We start from the raw sequence: 16,318 nt of genomic DNA, 5'->3' as shown, positions 1-16,318 counted from the left end.
GAGGGGAAATACGGCTGGTGCGGCGAATCCTCGTCCCGCCACCGCGACGGCCGCGTCAGGGCCGGTACACGCACTCCGCGATCGTCGCGTGCTTCTTCCAGCCCAGCGTCTCGTACAGCGCGCGGCCGGGGTCCGTCGCACCGAGTACGCCCGTGCCCGCGCCCCGGGCCACGGCCTCGTCGGCGAGCGTACGCATCACGAGACCGCCCAGACCGCGCCGTCGGTGGGCCTCGTCGGTCACCACCCGGTCCATCACCGCGGTCTCACCGAGGAGCGCCGCCTGCCCCTGGGCCGCGGGCCGGCCGGCGGCGTCCGACACCCGAGCGTGGATGACACCTTCGAGGTACTCGACGGTCACGCCGTATCCCTCGGGCGGGCGGAGTGCCGTGACCGTCAGGTCGGCGGCCATCAGATGGCCGGTCTCCTCCCAGGCCACCACCCATCCCGGAGACAGCCAGGGCTCGACGCCCCCGGGTTCGGCGGGCATCTTCATCCAGGTCCGCGGGACCGTCACGGCGGCGGCCGCGTCGCGGACCAGCGATTCCCCGGTCACCGGGAGGACATGGCGGCCGACCTCGGCGGGGTTGCCGGCCACCTCGATGTAATAGCCCCACGGCTGCGCGACCGGCGGCGGCGTCCGCCGCGACACCGCCCAGCCCGCCACCCACGTCTCCACCATGTCCGCCGGCATCGCGCCCTCCCGTCGCCGGGGCCGCGCACGCGACCCGCGTCATACCCACAATGCGGCCGCACACGTTACGTGCCGCGCACGCGTAAGGCACCCAGATATTGGGAGGGTCTTACAGGAAGGCCGAATCTCGCCGTCGGGCGGCCGAGGACCCGGGTCGAGGGCTCAGACCGAAAACTCAAGCCGAGGACCCAGGCCGAGAACTCAGGCAGCGCCCTTGCGGCCGGCGCCGAGCGCGACGGACGCCTTGTGGTTGACCTTGAGCAGGGCCGGGACGAGGAAGTAGACGACGGCCGGGACGACGACCGCCGTCATGACCAGCGTGCGCAGGGCCAGCGGCAGGTCGGCGGTGTACGGCCCCAGGATCAGGAAGGCGACCGTGATGGCGGGGTAGACGGCCATCCAGGTCAGCAGGGCCCGGCGGTGCACGGACGGCACGACCTGCGGGGCAGCCTCGGCTGCCGCCGGGGCGACCGGAACGGTGGAGGCGCTGGTCGCGGCGGGCGTGGTCATGGGGACGGTCCTTCCGACTCGAGACGTACGGCCGGAGACCCACTCCCCAACCGGATGGTTGGAGTTTGCCACGGCCGCCCGCCAATGTCCAACCAACCGGTTGGATTCGAGGTATCGTGACGCCATGGCCTGGGACACCGCACGCACCAAGCAGCTCCTCCTCGACGCCGCCGTCGAGGAGTTCGCCGAGCACGGCCCCCAGGGCGCCCGCGTCGCCCGGGTCGCGACCCGGGCGGGGGTGAACAAGGAGCGGATCTACCAGTACTTCGGCAACAAGGAGCAGCTCTTCGGCGCGGTCCTCGCCTGCGAGATGGCCAGGCTCGCCGCGGCCGTGCCGCTCTCGGCGGAGCAGGCCGAAGACCTCGGCGACTACGCGGGCCGCGTCTACGACTACCACCGCGCGCACCCGCACCTCCCCCGGCTGCTGGCCTGGGAGGGTCTCCAGTGCGGCGTCGAGGACCCGGCCGTCCCCCTGGTCGCGGAGGCCGAACGGACCGCCCACTACGCCGAGAAGATCCAAGCCGTCACCCTCGCCCAGGACGCGGGCGCCCTGAGCCGGGACACCGACCCCGCCCGCCTGATGTACGCGGTGATCACCCTGGTCACCGGCTGGTTCATGCTGCCCCAGATCACCCGCCTGCTCATGACCTCCACCCCGGATCCGCGTCCGGTGGCGGACCGTGACGCCCTGATCCTGCTGGTCCAGCGGCTGACCACGCGCGAAGCCGGCCCGTGACCACGCGCGAGGCAGGCCCGGCCACGTGCGAAGCCGGCCCCGCGGACCCGGACCGCACCGGCTGAGCCGACCTTCCGGAGCCCTCACACCTCCGGGACGTCGCCCCTCAGGACCGGCAGCACCCGGCCCGGGGCGACCTCCCGTTCACCGACGCGCTCGGCGCCCATCCGCAGGTAGAACCCCCCGCTCCGCGACGACCACGCGCCCGTGTGGCGTGCCGGTGAGGCGGAAGCGCTCACGGCGCCGACGCGACGCTCGAAGGGGCACTGGGGATATCCGCCGGAAGTGCTGGACCGGCTGGAGAGCACGGGTCCACTGACGGTCGACCCCGCCGTCATCCGGTCTCGTTCAGGAGGCGGAGTATCGCCCGCGCCGCCTCTCCCAGGCGAAAGGTTTCGGCCGCCGCCACGCCCTCGCCGCCTCGGCGGGCGACGATGAACAGCCACCGGAGCGCATGAATCGCGCCAACTCCCCTACTGGATCGTCAAGTTCGTCCGCGCGTGCCGTGAAAACCTTGTGCCCATGACATGCCCTCGTCATTATGGCGCCTGGGAAGTCATCTACCCGCATAGATCCCTTGCGCGGGCTGCTTCCGGGTTCGTCTCCAGGTATCTCCGCCCCATCCTCCGCCGGCTTCCGGCATCCCCGCACCAGCCACTCCCCATGCAGGAGGAACGATCCCCGTGAGACCTCGTCACACCAGACGACGCGGCACCCTCACCGCCACCGCCGCCACCCTGGTCGCGTTCTGCGCGGTGCAGACCCTGAGCGCCGCCGCCACCGCCTCCGCGGCACCCGACCGGACGGCCGCACCCGCCGCCCGCGCCCACTCCGTCACCAAGGCCGCCGTCACCTCCGCCCAGGACCGGGCGGCCCGGGACATCGCGCGCTCGCTCGGCGACACGTCCTGGAAGGCGCGACTCCGTACGGCGGCCCTGAAGTCCGCCGAGGTGTCCGTCACCGACCAGGCGAGCGGCGCCCTGAAGACCCGCCTCGCCGCCGCCGACCGCGACATCGCCGAGGCCAAGGGCCTCAACGCCGCCAAGACCGGCTCGCTCCTCCAACTCCGCCTCGGCGACGCGTCGATGCGCACCTCCCTCTCGGCCGGCGAGGAGCCGTGGGTGGCCGCCGCCGTCTCCGACGACGAGCTCACCACCGTCACCGCGTACGACAGCGAGGGCCGGGCCCACGTCCTGGACGCCAAGACGCCGCCGTCGCACCCCGTGTACGTCGTCGACGTCGACGGCACCAAGGCGCTCGCCGCCGGCCTGGACGTCATGCGCCAGGAACTGGTGAAGGCCGGCGTCGAGTCCGCCGCGCCCCAGACGGTGACCGGCACCCCGGCGGCAGCCGCCGCCGGCTTCTGGACCACGAAGATCACGGCCGTCCACCTCAACGACGACGAGGAGCCCTGGATCAAGGGCAAGGCCGAGATCTACACCCTCGTCAGCGGCTTCGGCCAGGACGGCAAGGTCCGCGTCGACCCGGTCGACATGCCGTACCTCGACTACGACGGCACGGTCTACCGGCCGAACCAGATCCTCGTCAACTGGTCGTCCTACAAGTACAACCTGGCCGACGCCGTGATGATGGAGGAGGACGGCAGCACCAACTACCGCGACCTCGCCAAGGCCATCGCCGGCATCCTGCTCACCATCGTCGACGGCGGCGCGTACATCCCGCTCGTCAACGCCATCCTGGACGCCATCCCGGACGACTGGTGGACGGACGACCCGGACTACGTCGACAGCTGGTACACCCTCGCCCAGGCCAACAAGGGCACCTACTACGGCGCGCGGGGCAACGGCTACATGACCGTCGAGCCGTACTTCGTCTCGCAGCTCTGACCCTCGGGGCGGACAACGGGACCTGGACCGAACGGGGCCTGCGGGGAGGGACATTCCCCGCAGGCCCTCCCGTTCGTTCATCCGCGGTGATCCGCGCCCGTCAGGGCACCTCGCCCCGGCTCCGGGCGTTCACGTACGCGGTCGACGCCCGCAGGCGCTCGGACGGCGTGGCGATCCGCAGCCGGTCCGGTTCGCAGTCCCACTCCCGGCCGCCGCCGATGGGCCGTACCTGGAGGTAGGGGCCCTCGTGTCCCATGACGGTTCCGACCTTGCCGGTACGCGTGTCGATCACGTACGCGCCGATGGGCGGTTTCATCCCCGTCCCCCTTCGTTCCCGTGCTTCGCGTCGACCGGACCGGCCGCGGGGTCCGCGCGGTCCGCCCGGGCCCTCAGGAGCGCTTCCGTCAGCTGCCGGGCGATGCCGGCCGAGCAGCGTCCCAGATCCACCAGCGGCGCGCGCGGCGGCCCCGAGGTCAGCGTGACCGCGTCGAGCCCGAGCGACGGCAGGACGATTCCGGCCCGTTCGAGCGCGTCACCCAATTCCCTCACCACTGCCTCACACGCCTCGTCCGTCGATCGCATGTTGTCGTTTTCCATCAACGCCTTCCTTTCCGGTTCAATTCCCGTGGACGACAACCAGCGTGGAGCACCCTCCGTAGAATCGGGATACGCGCTGGGACAACAACAGCGCTGTGCCGTTTGGGAGTTAATCCATGGCCAAAGGCAAGAGCAAAGAAGCCTGGGAGTTCTTCGGCGAACTCCTCAGGGAGCGACGGGAAGCGGCGAACCTCACCCGGAACGAGCTGGGTGTACAGGTGTTCGTCTCGGGGACCTACATCGGTCTGTTCGAGCAGGGAGTACGAAAGCCACAGCTGGATGTCGCCCAGCGAATCGACGTGGTTCTTCAAACCGGCGGTATTTTCGAGCGGACGTGCCGGAAGCTCGTCGACGGATCGCCTTACGCGGTCTATTTCAACGATGTGGCCGAGCTGGAGGCGCAGGCGACGAAGCTCTGCGAGTTCGCGCCGACGGTCGTCCCGGGTCTGCTGCAGACCGCCGAGTACGCGCGAGCGGTGACGACCGCGACGAATCCGTTCGCGACGGAGGAGTACATCGAGGAGAAGGTCAGCTCGCGTGTCGACCGGCAGGTGATACTCAAAGACGCCGCACGCCCCGAGTACTGGGTGATCGTGCACGAGAACACCCTGCTCACTCCGGTCGGCGGACCGCAGGTCATGGCACGGCAGCTGGAGCACATCGCGGAGCTGGTCCGGAAGCGCTTGGTCCTGGTCACCGTGCTCCCGCGTACGACCGGAGCACACGCCTCGATGGGCGGCATGCTGCAACTCATGGAGTTCTCCGACCAGCCGCCAACTGCCTATACAGAGACGGAATTTTCGGGCACGCTCCTCGACGATCCGGCGGTGGTGAAGCAGGCACAGCGCGCCTACGATCTGCTCAGGGTCGCCGCGCTGTCGCCGGAGGCGTCCCTGGCCCTGATCGAATCGGCGGCGGAGGAATTCAGACGATGCGCCAGTACGACCTGAGCAACGCCCACTGGTTCAAAAGCTCGTACAGCAACGGTGAAGGCGGCGACTGCGTCGAGGTCGCGTACGACTTCACCGGCGCCGCCTGGCGCAAGAGCTCGTACAGCAATGGGTCGGGTGGCTCCTGCGTGGAGGTCCTGGACGGGGTCCCCGGCGTGGTCCCCGTCCGTGACAGCAAGGTCCCCGACGGTCCCGCCCTCGTCGTCCCGACGGCCGCCTGGGCGGCCTTCGTGGACGGGGTCAAGGCGTGACGGCCCCCTCCCCCCGAATACGCCTGGACGACGAGCTCGTCCTGCGCCGTTTCGAAGACCCGGCGGATCTGCCGGAACTCCACCGGGTCATCGGCGAATCACTCGACCACCTGGAACCGTGGATCTCCTGGTCCGAGGTGTACAGCCCGGACTGGACGGCGTCGTTCCTGTCGCGGCGCGCCGAGCGGTGGGGGCACGACGAGTACACGTACGCGATCCTCCTGGACGGATCGATCGCCGGCGCCTGCCAGTTGCACCGGCACGAGCAGATCCCGGGCGACGCGTACGAGATCGGCTACTGGCTCCACCCCGCCGCCACCGGCCTCGGGGTGGCCACCCGGGCGACGCGGGCGCTGGTGGAGCAGGCGTTCCGGATGCCGGGCGTCGAGCGGGTCATCGTGTCCCACGACGTCGACAACCACGCCAGCGCGTCCGTCCCCACGCGCCTCGGCTTCGCCGAACTGCCGTCCATGATGGTCGACGGCGTGGAGAACCGCGTCTGGTCTCTCGGTCGCGAGGCTCTCGCCTGATCGCGACCGGCCCCGAGCCGCGAGCCACCCCGGAGGCCGGCGCCGCCCCGAGTCCGTCCCACGGAGCCACCGCCGTCACGGGAGCACTACAGGCGGTCCGTGCCGAACGCGCTCCGGGCGGCCGATACCAACTCCCGGCGTGCCGAGATGTGATGGTCCTTCCGGGTCTCCCTCTCCAGGGCGGCGGTCTCGCGCCGCTGTCGCGTCCCGTTCAGCAGGAGCACCATCTGTTCGTCGGCGAATCCGGGAAGGTCTTCGAGAGCGCTCCTCGCACCGGCGTACTCCGGAGAGGATTCCCGTTCCGAGGGGGCACCTGATCGGCGTTCTCCCAGAGCCGCTCGACCGCCTCCCGCGCGCGGACCGCCGCCGTCTCCCCCTCCTTCGCCCGTCTGACCAGCTCCTTCCAAGCGCGCTCGGCGGGGGCGAACCGCTGTGCCGTCCAGTACATCCGGCCGACCACCTTGCGGAGTTCGTCGACAGGAGCGAGGAGGACCGTCGGGGCCGCCAGTTCGGCCTCGGCGTGCGCGAGCGTCAACGCGTGCCAGTGCCGTCGGGCGTCGGGAAGCGAGTCCGTGGTGTAGAGCCGGTCCGCGGCTTCCATGCACTCGCTGGCGGCGCGGAGATAGGCGGCCAGCACGGTCCAGCGCCGTTCGTACACGGCCTGATGGTGCGCGGAGTCCGCCGCTATACGCGCCGCTTCCTGGGCGGCTCGCGCCTGAGCCTGGCCGCCCCGCGCCTGCACCCATCCGCCGAGGACCGTTCCGAGAGCGGTGCCGCCCACGGCGACGGCCCCAATCACGGCCGATGCGACACTCGCGTCCATGTGATGCCCCCTGATCCGGCTCAAGTGGAGTCGGCGGCTCCCCACCGCCGGACTCACGACGACACGACGTTAAGCGACGGCGACCCGTCCTCACCCTCGCCGTGCACGGAAGGTCGCGAACCGCCCCTCCTCCAGCCGCGCCGTGACCGTGAGGCCCGCCGCCTCCAGGAGGGCGGCGATCCGAGTCGCGGGCAGACGGTGAGACGCGAACGAGACGGGCAGACCGCCGTACGCCTCGGTGGGCCTGCGGCACTCGCCCGTACCGACGTGCCCCGCGAGCATCAGCAGCCCGCCGGGCGCCAGCGCGCGCCGGAACTCCGCGAAGACGTCCGGCAGGAGCGCGGGCGGGGTGTGGTGGGTGGAGTAGTACGCCAGGAGGCCGGCGAGCGCGCCGTCGCGGACCGGGAGCGTGGTCATCGAGGCGACGGCGAACGGGACGTGGGGGTACGCCTGTCGGGCCAGTTCGGTCATCCGGCTCGACAGGTCGAGGCCGACGGCGCGTACGCCGCGCTCCGCCAGGTACGCGGTGATCCGCCCCGGCCCGCACCCCACGTCCGCGACCGGTCCCGCGCCCGCCGTCTCCTCGGCGAAGGCGTGCAGCATGGCCCGGGACAGCGGGTCCAACGCGGCGGGCGGCGGGACGACTTCGGCGTACGCGGCGGCGACGGTGTCGTACGACTCCCGTACCGCCGCGAGGTGGGAGGGCTCGGCCATGAGGCCGCACCCTACGCCCCGGCCCACGGCCTTCACATCGCTTCGACGTAGGCGGCCCGCCACTCCGGGCGCGGATCGCCGCCCAGGGTCGTCCAGTACTCCGTTCCGCGGACGATCCGCCCGTCGCGGACGGACCAGAACGACACGGCACGGAAGACGCCGAGGCCCTTGTGCGGAACCTCGACCTCCGAGACGGCCTCGTCGCCGTCGGCCACGATCCGGAGGACGCGAATCGACCAGCCCTCCGGGTACTCGCGGTTCACCGCGATGAAGTTCTCCCTGCCCACGATGCGTTCGCGGCTGACCGGCCACTCGACGACGGCGTCCTCCGCGACCAGCGCGGCGGCGCCGTCCCAGTCCCGCGCCTCGATCCGGTCCCACAGGGCCTCGACCACTTTCGACGTCTCCATGGCGCGCACTGTGTCAGACGCCTCCGACAATCGCCCCCGCCGTACTCCTCAGCCCTTGGCGAGGGTGCGGCCGAGGAGCGCGAGCAGCCGCTGCCAGTGGCGTTCCATCCCGGAGGGGCTGAACACGTCGGTGTCGGACATCGTGAAGCCGTGCTCCGTGCCCGGGTAGATCTCGCAGGTGTCGCGGGCGCCGGCCGCGTCGAGGGACGCGTAGAGCGTCTCGACGATCTCGGGCGTCACGTCGGACTCGGCGATGCCGAAATGCACCTGCGCGGCCAGCCGGGGGATGACGACGTGCGGGCTGTCGGGCTCGTCGTTGACCACGGCCGCCGGGTGGAATCCGGCGATCGCGGCCACCCGGTCGGGGTGGGCCGCGGCGGTGCGCAGCGCCAGGAGGGCACCGATGCAGTAGCCGGTCACGGCGACGGGGCCGGGGGCGGCCCCGGGCTGCTCGGCGAGGAAGGCCAGGTAGGCGTCGGCGTCGCGCAGGACGAGTTCGGGGGCGACGCTCTCCTTGAGCAGGGGCATCAGCCGGCCGATGACCTCGGAGCGGTTCTCGGTGGTGATGTGCGCGGGAAGCTCGAACACCGGCGCCGGGCCGTGGCGGTAGTAGAAGTTGGGGACGAGCACGTAGTAGCCGTGTCCGGCCAGCTCACGGGCCATCTCCTCCAGCACGGGCCGCAGCCCGAAGGCGTCCGGGTACATCAGCACCGCCGGGTGATCCCCGCCGTCCTGGGGGAAGGCGGCGAGGGCGTCGGCGTGGCCGTCGGGCGTGGGAACGCGCAGCGTCGTGGTGGTGGTCGTGGCGGGCATGGTCGTTCTCCTGTTCCTGTCGTGGTCGATGTACGGAGCCTGTCATCGACGCGCCGGAAGTGAAGCACGCGGACCTGTGCGCGGCGGTGAACACCGGCCGTCGTCCTCGCGCCGGGTATCCGGTGTTCCCGGAGACCTCCGGCGAGGCGAACGCGCGGTTCTGCGAGCGTCTCGGTTTCACGGTCACGGCCGAGGTCCCGCTCCCCGACGGCGGCCCGCGCACCTGGTGCAGGCGCGGGGATCCGCGCCCGACCGGGTCCGGAACTTCCGCACAGTTTCCGGTGGTTGGCAGGTCACGGCGAATACCCGGACATAATTCGCGGGCGCCGGCGGCCATCACCGCCTAGCCTGCCGTCATGATCAACTGGAAGAACGTCGAGGCCGCCGACTACGCCGTGCCCGCCGGCCGGCCCATGGACGACCTCGTACGCGAGCTGTCCCGCGCCCTGGCGGATCCCGATCCGCTGGTCCGGGACGGCGAACCCTACGGCGTCCTCGCGACCTGGATAGCCCGCGGGACGATCGAGCCGTCCCGGCGGCTGGAGCTGGGCGACGAGATGGCCGCGCGGCTCACCGACCCGCGGACCGAGGCCCGTACCTTCGCGCCCCTCGTCCTCGGGATGCTGGTGGCGGCGGGGGACTTCAAGACCGGCTGGGTGGACGCGTTCGCGCGCTGGTACCCGGCGGAGCGGGATCTGCGCGGCCACGACGACACCCTCGGCTGGCTGCACGCGGTGGCGCACGGCGCGGATCTGCTCGCCGGCTTCGGCCTCCACCCCGAGGTGGCGCCGACGCGGATGCTGGACCTCGCCGCCGCCCGGCTGACCGAGCCCACCGACCACGTCTACGACCAGCTGGAGGACGACCGCCTCGCCCGGGCGATCGCCCGCGTCCTGACCCGCGCCGACCTGAGCGAGCGCGACGCCGTCGGCTGGCTCGACGCGATCGCCGACCGCTTCGGGTCCGACCGCATCAGCACCCCGGTGCCCGCCCACCTCAGCAACTGCCTGCGCACCCTGCGCCTGCTGTACATCCTCGCGGACCGCGGCGTACGCCCCACCAGCGAGCACGAGGCGGAACCCCTCCCGCACCGCGAGGCGGTCAAGTCCGCCCTCGCCGCCACCCTCGACCGGATCGTCAAACGCTGACGAATCACCCGACGATGCGACTCGGCCCGGTTCGACGGCGAGCGGGCTTGAAGTCCGTTTAAGGGAAGCAGTTTCGAGCTCTCCCGGAATGTCTCACTCCGGACCTACGCTCCCGTCATGTCGATCTTGAATCCGATACCCCTCCTCCAGGGCCGGGGCGCCACCATGCTGTCCGCCGAGCCCGACTGCCTGGTCCTCGAACGGCCCGGCGAGGAGCTGACGATCCGCCTGGAGGCCGTCGCGCGGGTGCGGGCCGAGGGGCGGGCGGTGGCCGTCGAGCTGCGGGCGCCGGCCGGGGCGGAGCCGCTGGTGTACCGGGTCGAGGACGTGAGCGAGGCCGCGGCGACCCTCTTCGCCAAGGGCGTGACCTCGCTCCTGCCCGCACCGGAGGACGGCGAGGAGATCGACGGCGCCACACTCGTCGTGCTGCGCACCCGGCGGCCGGCGCACCGCCGGCGGTTCCTGCGGCGCATCAAGTGGCTCGTGCTCGGCTGCCAGGGCTCGATGGCCGTCCTGAGCACGGCCGCCGCCCTCGCGGACGACATGGGCACGGCCATCGCCATGGTGCCGGTCGGCCTCCTCGCGACGGCCGGGTTCGGCGTCGGCGGATACCTTCTCGGGACGTGGTGGCACGAACGGCGGCTGGTCAGGCACGGGGTGACGGTCGCCGCGGTGGAGGCCCGGCCCGGCGTGTATCTCTACCAGGACGGCACCGGTATGCAGCGGGTGCTCGCGCACGGGGTCGACGCGGTCGCCCTGACCGTCGCCTACGACGCAGAGGATCCGACGGACGCGGTCGCGCTCCAGATTCCGTTCACGCGGCGGCTGAACGCGGGGCTCGGCGTCTTCCTCGTCTTCTGCGCGCTCAACGCCGCCGCCATGGCGGTGCTCTTCCTGGTGGAGTCCTTCAAGGACGGGGTGCCGTGAGCACGACCCGCGCCGACGACCGGGCCGCCGCACCACCCCTGCCCCGCGCATCCGCACCGGAACACCGAGGGCCCCGAGAGGACTAAGAGATTCCCTTTGAGAACCCATAAGTCAGCCTTATGAGGCCATAGGCCGGGGGCGAGTACCGATCACCCGTCCGTGTTATTTAGGCTGGCCTAAGTGGCGGCTGCACCGCCACGTCGTTTGTGTGAAGGGAATCCAGACATGCCCCGCCCCCTCCGCGTCGCGATCGTCGGCGCCGGCCCCGCCGGGATCTACGCCGCTGACGCGCTGCTGAAGTCCGAGGCCGCCGCCGAGCCGGGTGTGTCCATCGACATCTTCGAACGGATGCCCGCACCCTTCGGTCTGATCCGCTACGGCGTCGCACCCGACCACCCGCGCATCAAGGGCATCATCACCGCCCTCCACCAGGTGCTCGACAAGCCGCAGGTCCGCCTCTTCGGCAACGTCGACTACGGCACCGACGTGCACCTCGACGACCTGCGCGCGTTCTACGACGCGGTCGTCTTCTCCACCGGGGCGATGGCCGACCGCGAGCTGCGGATCCCGGGCGTCGAGCTGGACGGCTCGTACGGCGCGGCCGACTTCGCGTCCTGGTACGACGGCCACCCGGACGTGCCGCGCACCTGGCCGCTGGAGGCCGAGAAGGTCGCCGTCCTCGGCGTCGGCAACGTCGCCCTCGACGTCTCCCGCATCCTCGCGAAGACCGCCGACGAGCTGCTGCCGACCGAGATCCCGGCCAACGTCTTCGACGGGCTCAAGGCCAACAAGGCCGTCGAGATCCACGTCTTCGGCCGCCGCGGCCCGGCCCAGGCCAAGTTCAGCCCCATGGAGCTGCGCGAGCTGGACCACTCCCCGAACATCGAGGTCATCGTCAACCCCGAGGACATCGACTACGACGAGGGCTCGATCGCCGAGCGGCGCAAGAACAAGCAGACCGACATGGTCGCCAAGACCCTGGAGAACTGGGCGATCCGCGACATCGGCGACCGCCCGCACAAGCTCTACCTGCACTTCTTCGAGTCCCCGGTCGAGATCCTCGGCGAGGACGGCAAGGTCGTCGGCCTGCGCACCGAGCGCACCGAGCTGGACGGCACCGGCAACGTCAAGGGCACCGGCCGGACCACCGACTGGGACGTCCAGTCCGTCTACCGGGCCGTCGGCTACCTCTCCGACGAGCTGCCGAAGCTGCCTTGGGACACCACCAGCGGCACCGTCCCGGACGAGGGCGGCCGGGTCATGGAGGCCGACGCGCCCATGCCCTCCACGTACGTCACCGGCTGGATCCGGCGCGGCCCCGTCGGCCTCATCGGCCACACCAAGGGCGACGCCAACGAGACCGTGGCCAACCTGCTCGACGACCACGCCCACGGGCGCCTGCTCACCCCCGAGTCCCCGGAGGAGGCCGCGGTCGTGGCCTTCCTGGAGGGCAAGGGCCTCACGTACACGACGTGGGAGGGCTGGTACAAGCTCGACGCCGCCGAGAAGGCGCTGGGCCCGCTGCCTCGGATACCGCGCTCAGGTCGCGATCAGGCGTCGACCTTCGCCATGACCTCGTCGCTGACGTCGAAGTTGGCGTAGACGTTCTGCACGTCGTCGCTGTCCTCGAGGGCGTCGATCAGCTTGAACATCTTGCGCGCGCCGTCCTCGTCGAGCTCGACCTGCATGCTCGGGACGAAGCTGGACTCGGCCGAGTCGTAGTCGATGCCGGCCGCCTGGAGCGCGGAGCGGACCGCGACCAGGTCGGTGGACTCGCTGATGACCTCGAACTGCTCGCCGAGGTCGTTGACCTCCTCGGCGCCCGCCTCCAGAACGGTCTCGAGGACGTCGTCCTCGGACAGCTCACCCTTGGGGAGCACGACGACGCCCTTGCGGTTGAACAGGTACGAGACCGAACCCGGGTCGGCCATGGAGCCGCCGTTGCGGGTCATGGCGACGCGCACGTCGGAGGCGGCGCGGTTGCGGTTGTCGGTGAGGCACTCGATGAGCACCGCGACACCGCTCGGGCCGTAACCCTCGTACATGATCGTGTCGTAGTCGACGCCGCCGGCCTCAAGGCCGCCACCACGCTTGATCGCGGAGTCGATGTTCTTGTTCGGGACCGACGACTTCTTCGCCTTCTGGACGGCGTCGAACAGCGTCGGGTTGCCCTCCATGTCGGCGCCGCCGGTGCGGGCCGCGACCTCGATGTTCTTGATCAGCTTCGCGAAGAGCTTGCCGCGCTTGGCGTCGATCACGGCCTTCTTGTGCTTCGTCGTAGCCCATTTAGAGTGGCCGGACATCTGCCTGTCTCCTTCGCGTAACCAATTTTCTGCACGAACCCGAGAGATCCTACCGGGAGCGCCTCACCGCTCCGTGCGCACCATGTCCACGAACAGTGCGTGGATTCGGTGATCGCCGGTGAGTTCGGGGTGGAACGAGGTCGCGAGGGCGCGGCCCTGGCGCACGGCCACGATGTGACCGCCGTGCTCGGCGAGCACCTCGGTCTCGGCACCGACGGACTCCACCCAGGGGGCACGGATGAAGACGCCCTCGACGGGGCTCTCTATTCCGCGGACCGCGACGGAGGCCTCGAAGGACTCGTTCTGCCGGCCGAAGGCGTTGCGGCGCACGATCATGTCGATGCCGCCGAAGGTCTCCTGGCCCGAGCGCGGGTCGAGGATCTTGTCGGCCAGCATGATCAGGCCGGCGCAGGTGCCGTACACGGGCATGCCGGTCGCGATCCGCTTGCGGACCGGCTCCATGAGGCCGAACAGCGTGGCCAGCTTGGAGATGGTGGTGGACTCGCCGCCCGGGATCACCAGGCCGTCCACCTCGGCCAGCTCCTCGGGGCGCCTGACGGGCCTGGCCACGGCGTCCGCCGCGGCCAGGGCGATCAGGTGCTCCCGTACGTCGCCCTGGAGGGCCAGGACTCCGATGACCGGGGTACCGGAGGTGCTCATGGGTGCTTACCAGCCCCGGTTCGCGTAGCGCTCGGACTCGGGCAGGGTGTCGCAGTTGATGCCGACCATGGCCTCGCCCAGGTTGCGGGAGGCGTCCGCGATGACCTTCGGGTCGTCGTAGAAGGTGGTGGCCTTCACGATGGCGGCGGCGCGCTTGGCCGGGTCGCCGGACTTGAAGATGCCGGAGCCGACGAAGACGCCCTCGGCGCCGAGCTGGCGCATCAGCGCGGCGTCGGCCGGGGTGGCCACACCGCCGGCGGAGAACAGCACGACCGGCAGCTTGCCGAGCTCGGCGACCTCCTTGACCAGCTCGTACGGGGCGCGCAGGTCCTTGGCGGCGGCGAACAGCTCGTTGTTGTCGAAGCCGCGCAGCCTGGCGATCTCGTTCTTGATCTGGCGCAGGTGGCGGACGGCCTCGACGACGTTGCCGGTGCCGGCCTCGCCCTTGGAGCGGATCATGGCCGCGCCCTCGGCGATGCGGCGCAGGGCCTCGCCCAGGTTGGTGGCGCCACAGACGAAGGGGGTCGTGAAGGCCCACTTGTCGGAGTGGTTGACCTCGTCGGCCGGGGTGAGGACCTCGGACTCGTCGATGTAGTCGACGCCGAGGGACTGCAGGACCTGGGCCTCGACGAAGTGGCCGATGCGGGACTTGGCCATCACCGGGATGGAGACCGCGCCGATGATCTCCTCGATCATGTTCGGGTCGGACATCCGGGCCACGCCGCCGTCCTTGCGGATGTCCGCGGGGACCCGCTCCAGAGCCATGACGGCGACGGCGCCGGCGTCCTCGGCGATCTTCGCCTGCTCGGCGTTGACGACGTCCATGATCACGCCGCCCTTGAGCTGCTCGGCCATGCCGCGCTTGACGCGCGCGGTGCCGGTCTCGGGGGACTGGGGGGTGGCGGAAGGCGTGGTGGACACGGGGTACCTCACTCGTTCACAGCGGGTTAAGACAAGAGTGAGGAAACAGGCCACGACCAGTCCACATCAAGGGCCAATACGGACCCCGTGGATCATTTTCGACCGTAGGTGATCATGACCCGCCGATGCCGCGGGCCGCGGCCGGTTCAGGCCGGGCGGTCCGCGAGCGCGACGGGCGGCTCGTCGTCCATCTCGAAGGCCATCGGGAACGGGGCGTGGCCGGCCAGCCGGAACCAGCGGACCTTGCGGTGGCGGCGCAGCGCCCGCGCGGCCCGTACCGCGTCGTTGTGGAACCGCCGGGCCATCGGCACCCGGCGCACGGCCGCCGCGAGCTCCCCCGCGGCCTCCTCGCCGCCGGGCGCCCGGCGGACCGCCTCGACCTGCTCGGGCTCCCCGAACACCGCGCGCAGCGCCTGGCTCAGCTCGCTCTCGGCGACCTCGCGCTGCTCCTCCTCGGCCTGCCGGGCGGCGTGCGCCGCCTCGTAGAGCACGATCGACGCGGCCGGGTCGAGCACCCCCGACGTGGCCAGCTCCTGGGCGACCGAGGCGCGGCGCAGCAATTGCGCGTCGAGGGCGGCGCGGGCGGCGTCGATGCGGGTGTGCAGCCGGTCGAGGCGTCCGGCTGTCCAGCTCAGGTAGACGCCGATGAGGATCAGTGCGGCTACGGTCCAGATCAGTGTTGCGGTCACGGGCGCACAGGCTACCGGGGCGCCGGCAGCGTCCCTTCCCAAAGGTCGTGGTCATGGGCGAACAGGACACGCACCGGCCGCCCGGCGGCGAGCTCGCCGAGCCGGTCGAGCCAGGGCCGGTACGGGGTCCCGAACTCGTGCGCGAAGTCGTACGCCTGCCCGGCGAGCACGGTCATCCGGTCCCCGTGGTCGAGCACGAGCGACTGGTGCCCCTCGGTGTGCCCGGGCGTGGGGACGACGCGGACGCCGGGCGCGAGCGCGTACTCGCCGTCGATCTCCTGGTAGGAGACGCCCGGGAGCAGGGTGTCGATCGTGTGGTCGCCGGCCCGCGCGGTGGCCAGTTCGGTGCGCTGGACGAGGACGGGGGTGCCGGGGAAGAGCTGGTTGCCGCCGATGTGGTCGAAGTGCAGGTGGGAGTTCACGATGACGTCGACGTCACCGGGCTCGACGGGGAGCGCACGGCGTACGGGACGGTAGTGCGCGTCGGCCTCGGGCGACCCCTCGCCCATGCCGGTGTCGAACAGCACGGTGCCGGTGGCATGGCGGACCAGATAGCCGAGGGCGGGCTCCCGGCGGTCGTGCGGTCCACCCCACTCGGCGGCGGGCCGGGTGAAGTACCCGAGGTCGAGACACCTGGTGGAGATCATGGGGTGTGCCTGCCCGGCGGGCGGACAGGCACACCACGCTCTTCCGTTCCTAGGGTCTTTCTTTTGGATCAGGCTGGATCAGGGAGCGGGGTCCGGTGCGGGTGATCGCAAGGCGGAGGAGGGAGACAACGCGGTGGGGGTACCTCCCGTG

20 protein-coding genes and 1 pseudogene are annotated in these 16,318 nt (G+C 71.0%); 8 read left to right on the top strand and 13 right to left on the bottom strand.

The window, feature by feature from the left end; genetic code table 11:
* Positions 1–55: 55 nt before the first annotated feature.
* Positions 56–691, bottom strand: a complete 636-nt coding sequence (locus tag ABZ693_RS18495) for a GNAT family N-acetyltransferase (protein WP_359878092.1) — start codon at positions 689–691, stop codon at positions 56–58.
* Positions 692–892: 201 nt separating this feature from the next.
* Entirely contained in the window at positions 893–1,201 is a 309-nt protein-coding gene (locus tag ABZ693_RS18490; RefSeq protein ID WP_359878089.1) for a putative antibiotic biosynthesis monooxygenase, read from the bottom strand.
* A 124-nt stretch (positions 1,202–1,325) separates the two neighbouring features.
* On the opposite strand from ABZ693_RS18490, the gene ABZ693_RS18485 reads away from it, so the two are divergent.
* Positions 1,326–1,937: a TetR/AcrR family transcriptional regulator gene (locus ABZ693_RS18485; RefSeq protein WP_359878086.1), complete on the top strand. Its 612-nt coding sequence runs from the start codon at positions 1,326–1,328 to the stop codon at positions 1,935–1,937.
* Positions 1,938–2,620: 683 nt separating this feature from the next.
* Positions 2,621–3,784 carry a DUF3103 family protein gene (locus ABZ693_RS18480; RefSeq protein WP_359878084.1) on the top strand — a complete coding sequence of 388 codons (1,164 nt, stop codon included), beginning with the start codon at positions 2,621–2,623 and terminating at the stop codon, positions 3,782–3,784.
* Positions 3,785–3,884: 100 nt separating this feature from the next.
* Here ABZ693_RS18480 and ABZ693_RS18475 read toward each other — a convergent pair whose 3' ends face one another.
* Both ABZ693_RS18475 and ABZ693_RS18470 read right to left on the bottom strand, forming a co-directional pair.
* Positions 3,885–4,100 (bottom strand): hypothetical protein, encoded by a 216-nt coding sequence (locus ABZ693_RS18475; protein WP_359878082.1) that lies wholly within the window; start codon positions 4,098–4,100, stop codon positions 3,885–3,887.
* Positions 4,097–4,381 (bottom strand): hypothetical protein, encoded by a 285-nt coding sequence (locus ABZ693_RS18470; protein ID WP_359878080.1) that lies wholly within the window; start codon positions 4,379–4,381, stop codon positions 4,097–4,099. The genes ABZ693_RS18475 and ABZ693_RS18470 overlap by 4 nt, the downstream gene beginning before the upstream one ends.
* A 116-nt stretch (positions 4,382–4,497) precedes the next feature.
* On the opposite strand from ABZ693_RS18470, the gene ABZ693_RS18465 reads away from it, so the two are divergent.
* The 3 genes from ABZ693_RS18465 to ABZ693_RS18455 are packed head-to-tail and all read left to right on the top strand — an operon-like array spanning position 4,498 to position 6,112.
* Complete coding sequence (locus ABZ693_RS18465; RefSeq protein ID WP_359878078.1) at positions 4,498–5,331, top strand: helix-turn-helix domain-containing protein; 834 nt, start codon at positions 4,498–4,500, stop codon at positions 5,329–5,331.
* Positions 5,313–5,582, top strand: coding sequence for a DUF397 domain-containing protein (locus ABZ693_RS18460; RefSeq protein WP_359878076.1), 270 nt, complete (start codon positions 5,313–5,315; stop codon positions 5,580–5,582). Before ABZ693_RS18465 ends, ABZ693_RS18460 begins: the two co-directional genes overlap by 19 nt.
* Complete coding sequence (locus ABZ693_RS18455; protein ID WP_359878074.1) at positions 5,579–6,112, top strand: GNAT family N-acetyltransferase; 534 nt, start codon at positions 5,579–5,581, stop codon at positions 6,110–6,112. Before ABZ693_RS18460 ends, ABZ693_RS18455 begins: the two co-directional genes overlap by 4 nt.
* A 211-nt stretch (positions 6,113–6,323) precedes the next feature.
* On the opposite strand, the gene ABZ693_RS18450 is transcribed toward ABZ693_RS18455, so the two are convergent.
* The 4 genes from ABZ693_RS18450 to ABZ693_RS18435 form a co-directional block, all read right to left on the bottom strand.
* Entirely contained in the window at positions 6,324–6,935 is a 612-nt protein-coding gene (locus tag ABZ693_RS18450) for a hypothetical protein (RefSeq protein ID WP_359878071.1), read from the bottom strand.
* 90 nt (positions 6,936–7,025) lie between these two features.
* Positions 7,026–7,649, bottom strand: a complete 624-nt coding sequence (locus ABZ693_RS18445) for a class I SAM-dependent methyltransferase (RefSeq protein ID WP_359878069.1) — start codon at positions 7,647–7,649, stop codon at positions 7,026–7,028.
* Positions 7,650–7,681: 32 nt separating this feature from the next.
* The gene (locus tag ABZ693_RS18440; RefSeq protein WP_359878066.1) at positions 7,682–8,059 is read right to left on the bottom strand and encodes a nuclear transport factor 2 family protein; all 378 of its coding nucleotides are present in this window, start codon (positions 8,057–8,059) and stop codon (positions 7,682–7,684) included.
* Between the two features lie 48 nt (positions 8,060–8,107).
* Complete coding sequence (locus tag ABZ693_RS18435; protein WP_359878063.1) at positions 8,108–8,872, bottom strand: dienelactone hydrolase family protein; 765 nt, start codon at positions 8,870–8,872, stop codon at positions 8,108–8,110.
* 356 nt (positions 8,873–9,228) lie between these two features.
* Here ABZ693_RS18435 and ABZ693_RS18430 point away from each other — a divergent pair, with 356 nt between their 5' ends.
* The 3 genes and pseudogenes from ABZ693_RS18430 to ABZ693_RS18420 form a co-directional block, all read left to right on the top strand.
* Positions 9,229–10,020, top strand: a complete 792-nt coding sequence (locus tag ABZ693_RS18430) for a DUF2785 domain-containing protein (protein ID WP_359878060.1) — start codon at positions 9,229–9,231, stop codon at positions 10,018–10,020.
* Positions 10,021–10,137: 117 nt separating this feature from the next.
* On the top strand, positions 10,138–10,947 hold the full coding sequence (locus ABZ693_RS18425) for a hypothetical protein (protein WP_359878058.1): 810 nt from the start codon (positions 10,138–10,140) through the stop codon (positions 10,945–10,947).
* Between the two features lie 225 nt (positions 10,948–11,172).
* Positions 11,173–12,465, top strand: a pseudogene (locus tag ABZ693_RS18420) (FAD-dependent oxidoreductase); the annotation flags it as partial.
* Between the two features lie 32 nt (positions 12,466–12,497).
* On the opposite strand, the gene ABZ693_RS18415 reads toward ABZ693_RS18420, so the two are convergent.
* The 5 genes from ABZ693_RS18415 to ABZ693_RS18395 all read right to left on the bottom strand — a co-directional run bounded on the left by ABZ693_RS18415 (position 12,498) and on the right by ABZ693_RS18395 (position 16,167).
* A complete protein-coding gene (locus tag ABZ693_RS18415; RefSeq protein ID WP_359878055.1) occupies positions 12,498–13,250 on the bottom strand; it encodes a YebC/PmpR family DNA-binding transcriptional regulator in 753 nt (250 codons plus the stop codon).
* A 63-nt stretch (positions 13,251–13,313) separates the two neighbouring features.
* Positions 13,314–13,910, bottom strand: coding sequence for a pyridoxal 5'-phosphate synthase glutaminase subunit PdxT (gene pdxT, locus ABZ693_RS18410; RefSeq protein WP_359878052.1), 597 nt, complete (start codon positions 13,908–13,910; stop codon positions 13,314–13,316).
* A 6-nt stretch (positions 13,911–13,916) separates the two neighbouring features.
* Positions 13,917–14,831, bottom strand: a complete 915-nt coding sequence (gene pdxS / locus ABZ693_RS18405) for a pyridoxal 5'-phosphate synthase lyase subunit PdxS (RefSeq protein ID WP_359878050.1) — start codon at positions 14,829–14,831, stop codon at positions 13,917–13,919.
* A gap of 146 nt (positions 14,832–14,977) precedes the next feature.
* Positions 14,978–15,520, bottom strand: coding sequence for a hypothetical protein (locus ABZ693_RS18400; RefSeq protein ID WP_359878047.1), 543 nt, complete (start codon positions 15,518–15,520; stop codon positions 14,978–14,980).
* Positions 15,521–15,531: 11 nt separating this feature from the next.
* Positions 15,532–16,167 carry an MBL fold metallo-hydrolase gene (locus ABZ693_RS18395; protein ID WP_359878045.1) on the bottom strand — a complete coding sequence of 212 codons (636 nt, stop codon included), beginning with the start codon at positions 16,165–16,167 and terminating at the stop codon, positions 15,532–15,534.
* Positions 16,168–16,318 lie beyond the last annotated feature (151 nt).

This window comes from Streptomyces laurentii (assembly GCF_040635425.1).
Taxonomy (GTDB): Bacteria; Actinomycetota; Actinomycetes; order Streptomycetales; family Streptomycetaceae; genus Streptomyces; species Streptomyces laurentii.
Note: the sequence above shows the minus strand (reverse complement) of the source record. Positions and strands in the feature narration are given on the sequence as shown.

Coding starts and splice junctions, on each gene's coding strand:
- pdxT (WP_359878052.1), bottom strand. CDS start 13,910: ATGAGCACCTCCGGTACCCCGGTCATCGGAGTCCTGGCCCTCCAGGGC.
- ABZ693_RS18395 (WP_359878045.1), bottom strand. CDS start 16,167: ATGATCTCCACCAGGTGTCTCGACCTCGGGTACTTCACCCGGCCCGCC.
- ABZ693_RS18470 (WP_359878080.1), bottom strand. CDS start 4,381: ATGGAAAACGACAACATGCGATCGACGGACGAGGCGTGTGAGGCAGTG.
- ABZ693_RS18440 (WP_359878066.1), bottom strand. CDS start 8,059: ATGGAGACGTCGAAAGTGGTCGAGGCCCTGTGGGACCGGATCGAGGCG.
- ABZ693_RS18435 (WP_359878063.1), bottom strand. CDS start 8,872: ATGCCCGCCACGACCACCACCACGACGCTGCGCGTTCCCACGCCCGAC.
- ABZ693_RS18485 (WP_359878086.1), top strand. CDS start 1,326: ATGGCCTGGGACACCGCACGCACCAAGCAGCTCCTCCTCGACGCCGCC.
- ABZ693_RS18495 (WP_359878092.1), bottom strand. CDS start 691: ATGCCGGCGGACATGGTGGAGACGTGGGTGGCGGGCTGGGCGGTGTCG.
- ABZ693_RS18425 (WP_359878058.1), top strand. CDS start 10,138: ATGTCGATCTTGAATCCGATACCCCTCCTCCAGGGCCGGGGCGCCACC.
- ABZ693_RS18430 (WP_359878060.1), top strand. CDS start 9,229: ATGATCAACTGGAAGAACGTCGAGGCCGCCGACTACGCCGTGCCCGCC.
- ABZ693_RS18415 (WP_359878055.1), bottom strand. CDS start 13,250: ATGTCCGGCCACTCTAAATGGGCTACGACGAAGCACAAGAAGGCCGTG.
- ABZ693_RS18445 (WP_359878069.1), bottom strand. CDS start 7,649: ATGGCCGAGCCCTCCCACCTCGCGGCGGTACGGGAGTCGTACGACACC.
- ABZ693_RS18465 (WP_359878078.1), top strand. CDS start 4,498: ATGGCCAAAGGCAAGAGCAAAGAAGCCTGGGAGTTCTTCGGCGAACTC.
- ABZ693_RS18450 (WP_359878071.1), bottom strand. CDS start 6,935: ATGGACGCGAGTGTCGCATCGGCCGTGATTGGGGCCGTCGCCGTGGGC.
- ABZ693_RS18475 (WP_359878082.1), bottom strand. CDS start 4,100: ATGAAACCGCCCATCGGCGCGTACGTGATCGACACGCGTACCGGCAAG.
- ABZ693_RS18490 (WP_359878089.1), bottom strand. CDS start 1,201: ATGACCACGCCCGCCGCGACCAGCGCCTCCACCGTTCCGGTCGCCCCG.
- ABZ693_RS18460 (WP_359878076.1), top strand. CDS start 5,313: ATGCGCCAGTACGACCTGAGCAACGCCCACTGGTTCAAAAGCTCGTAC.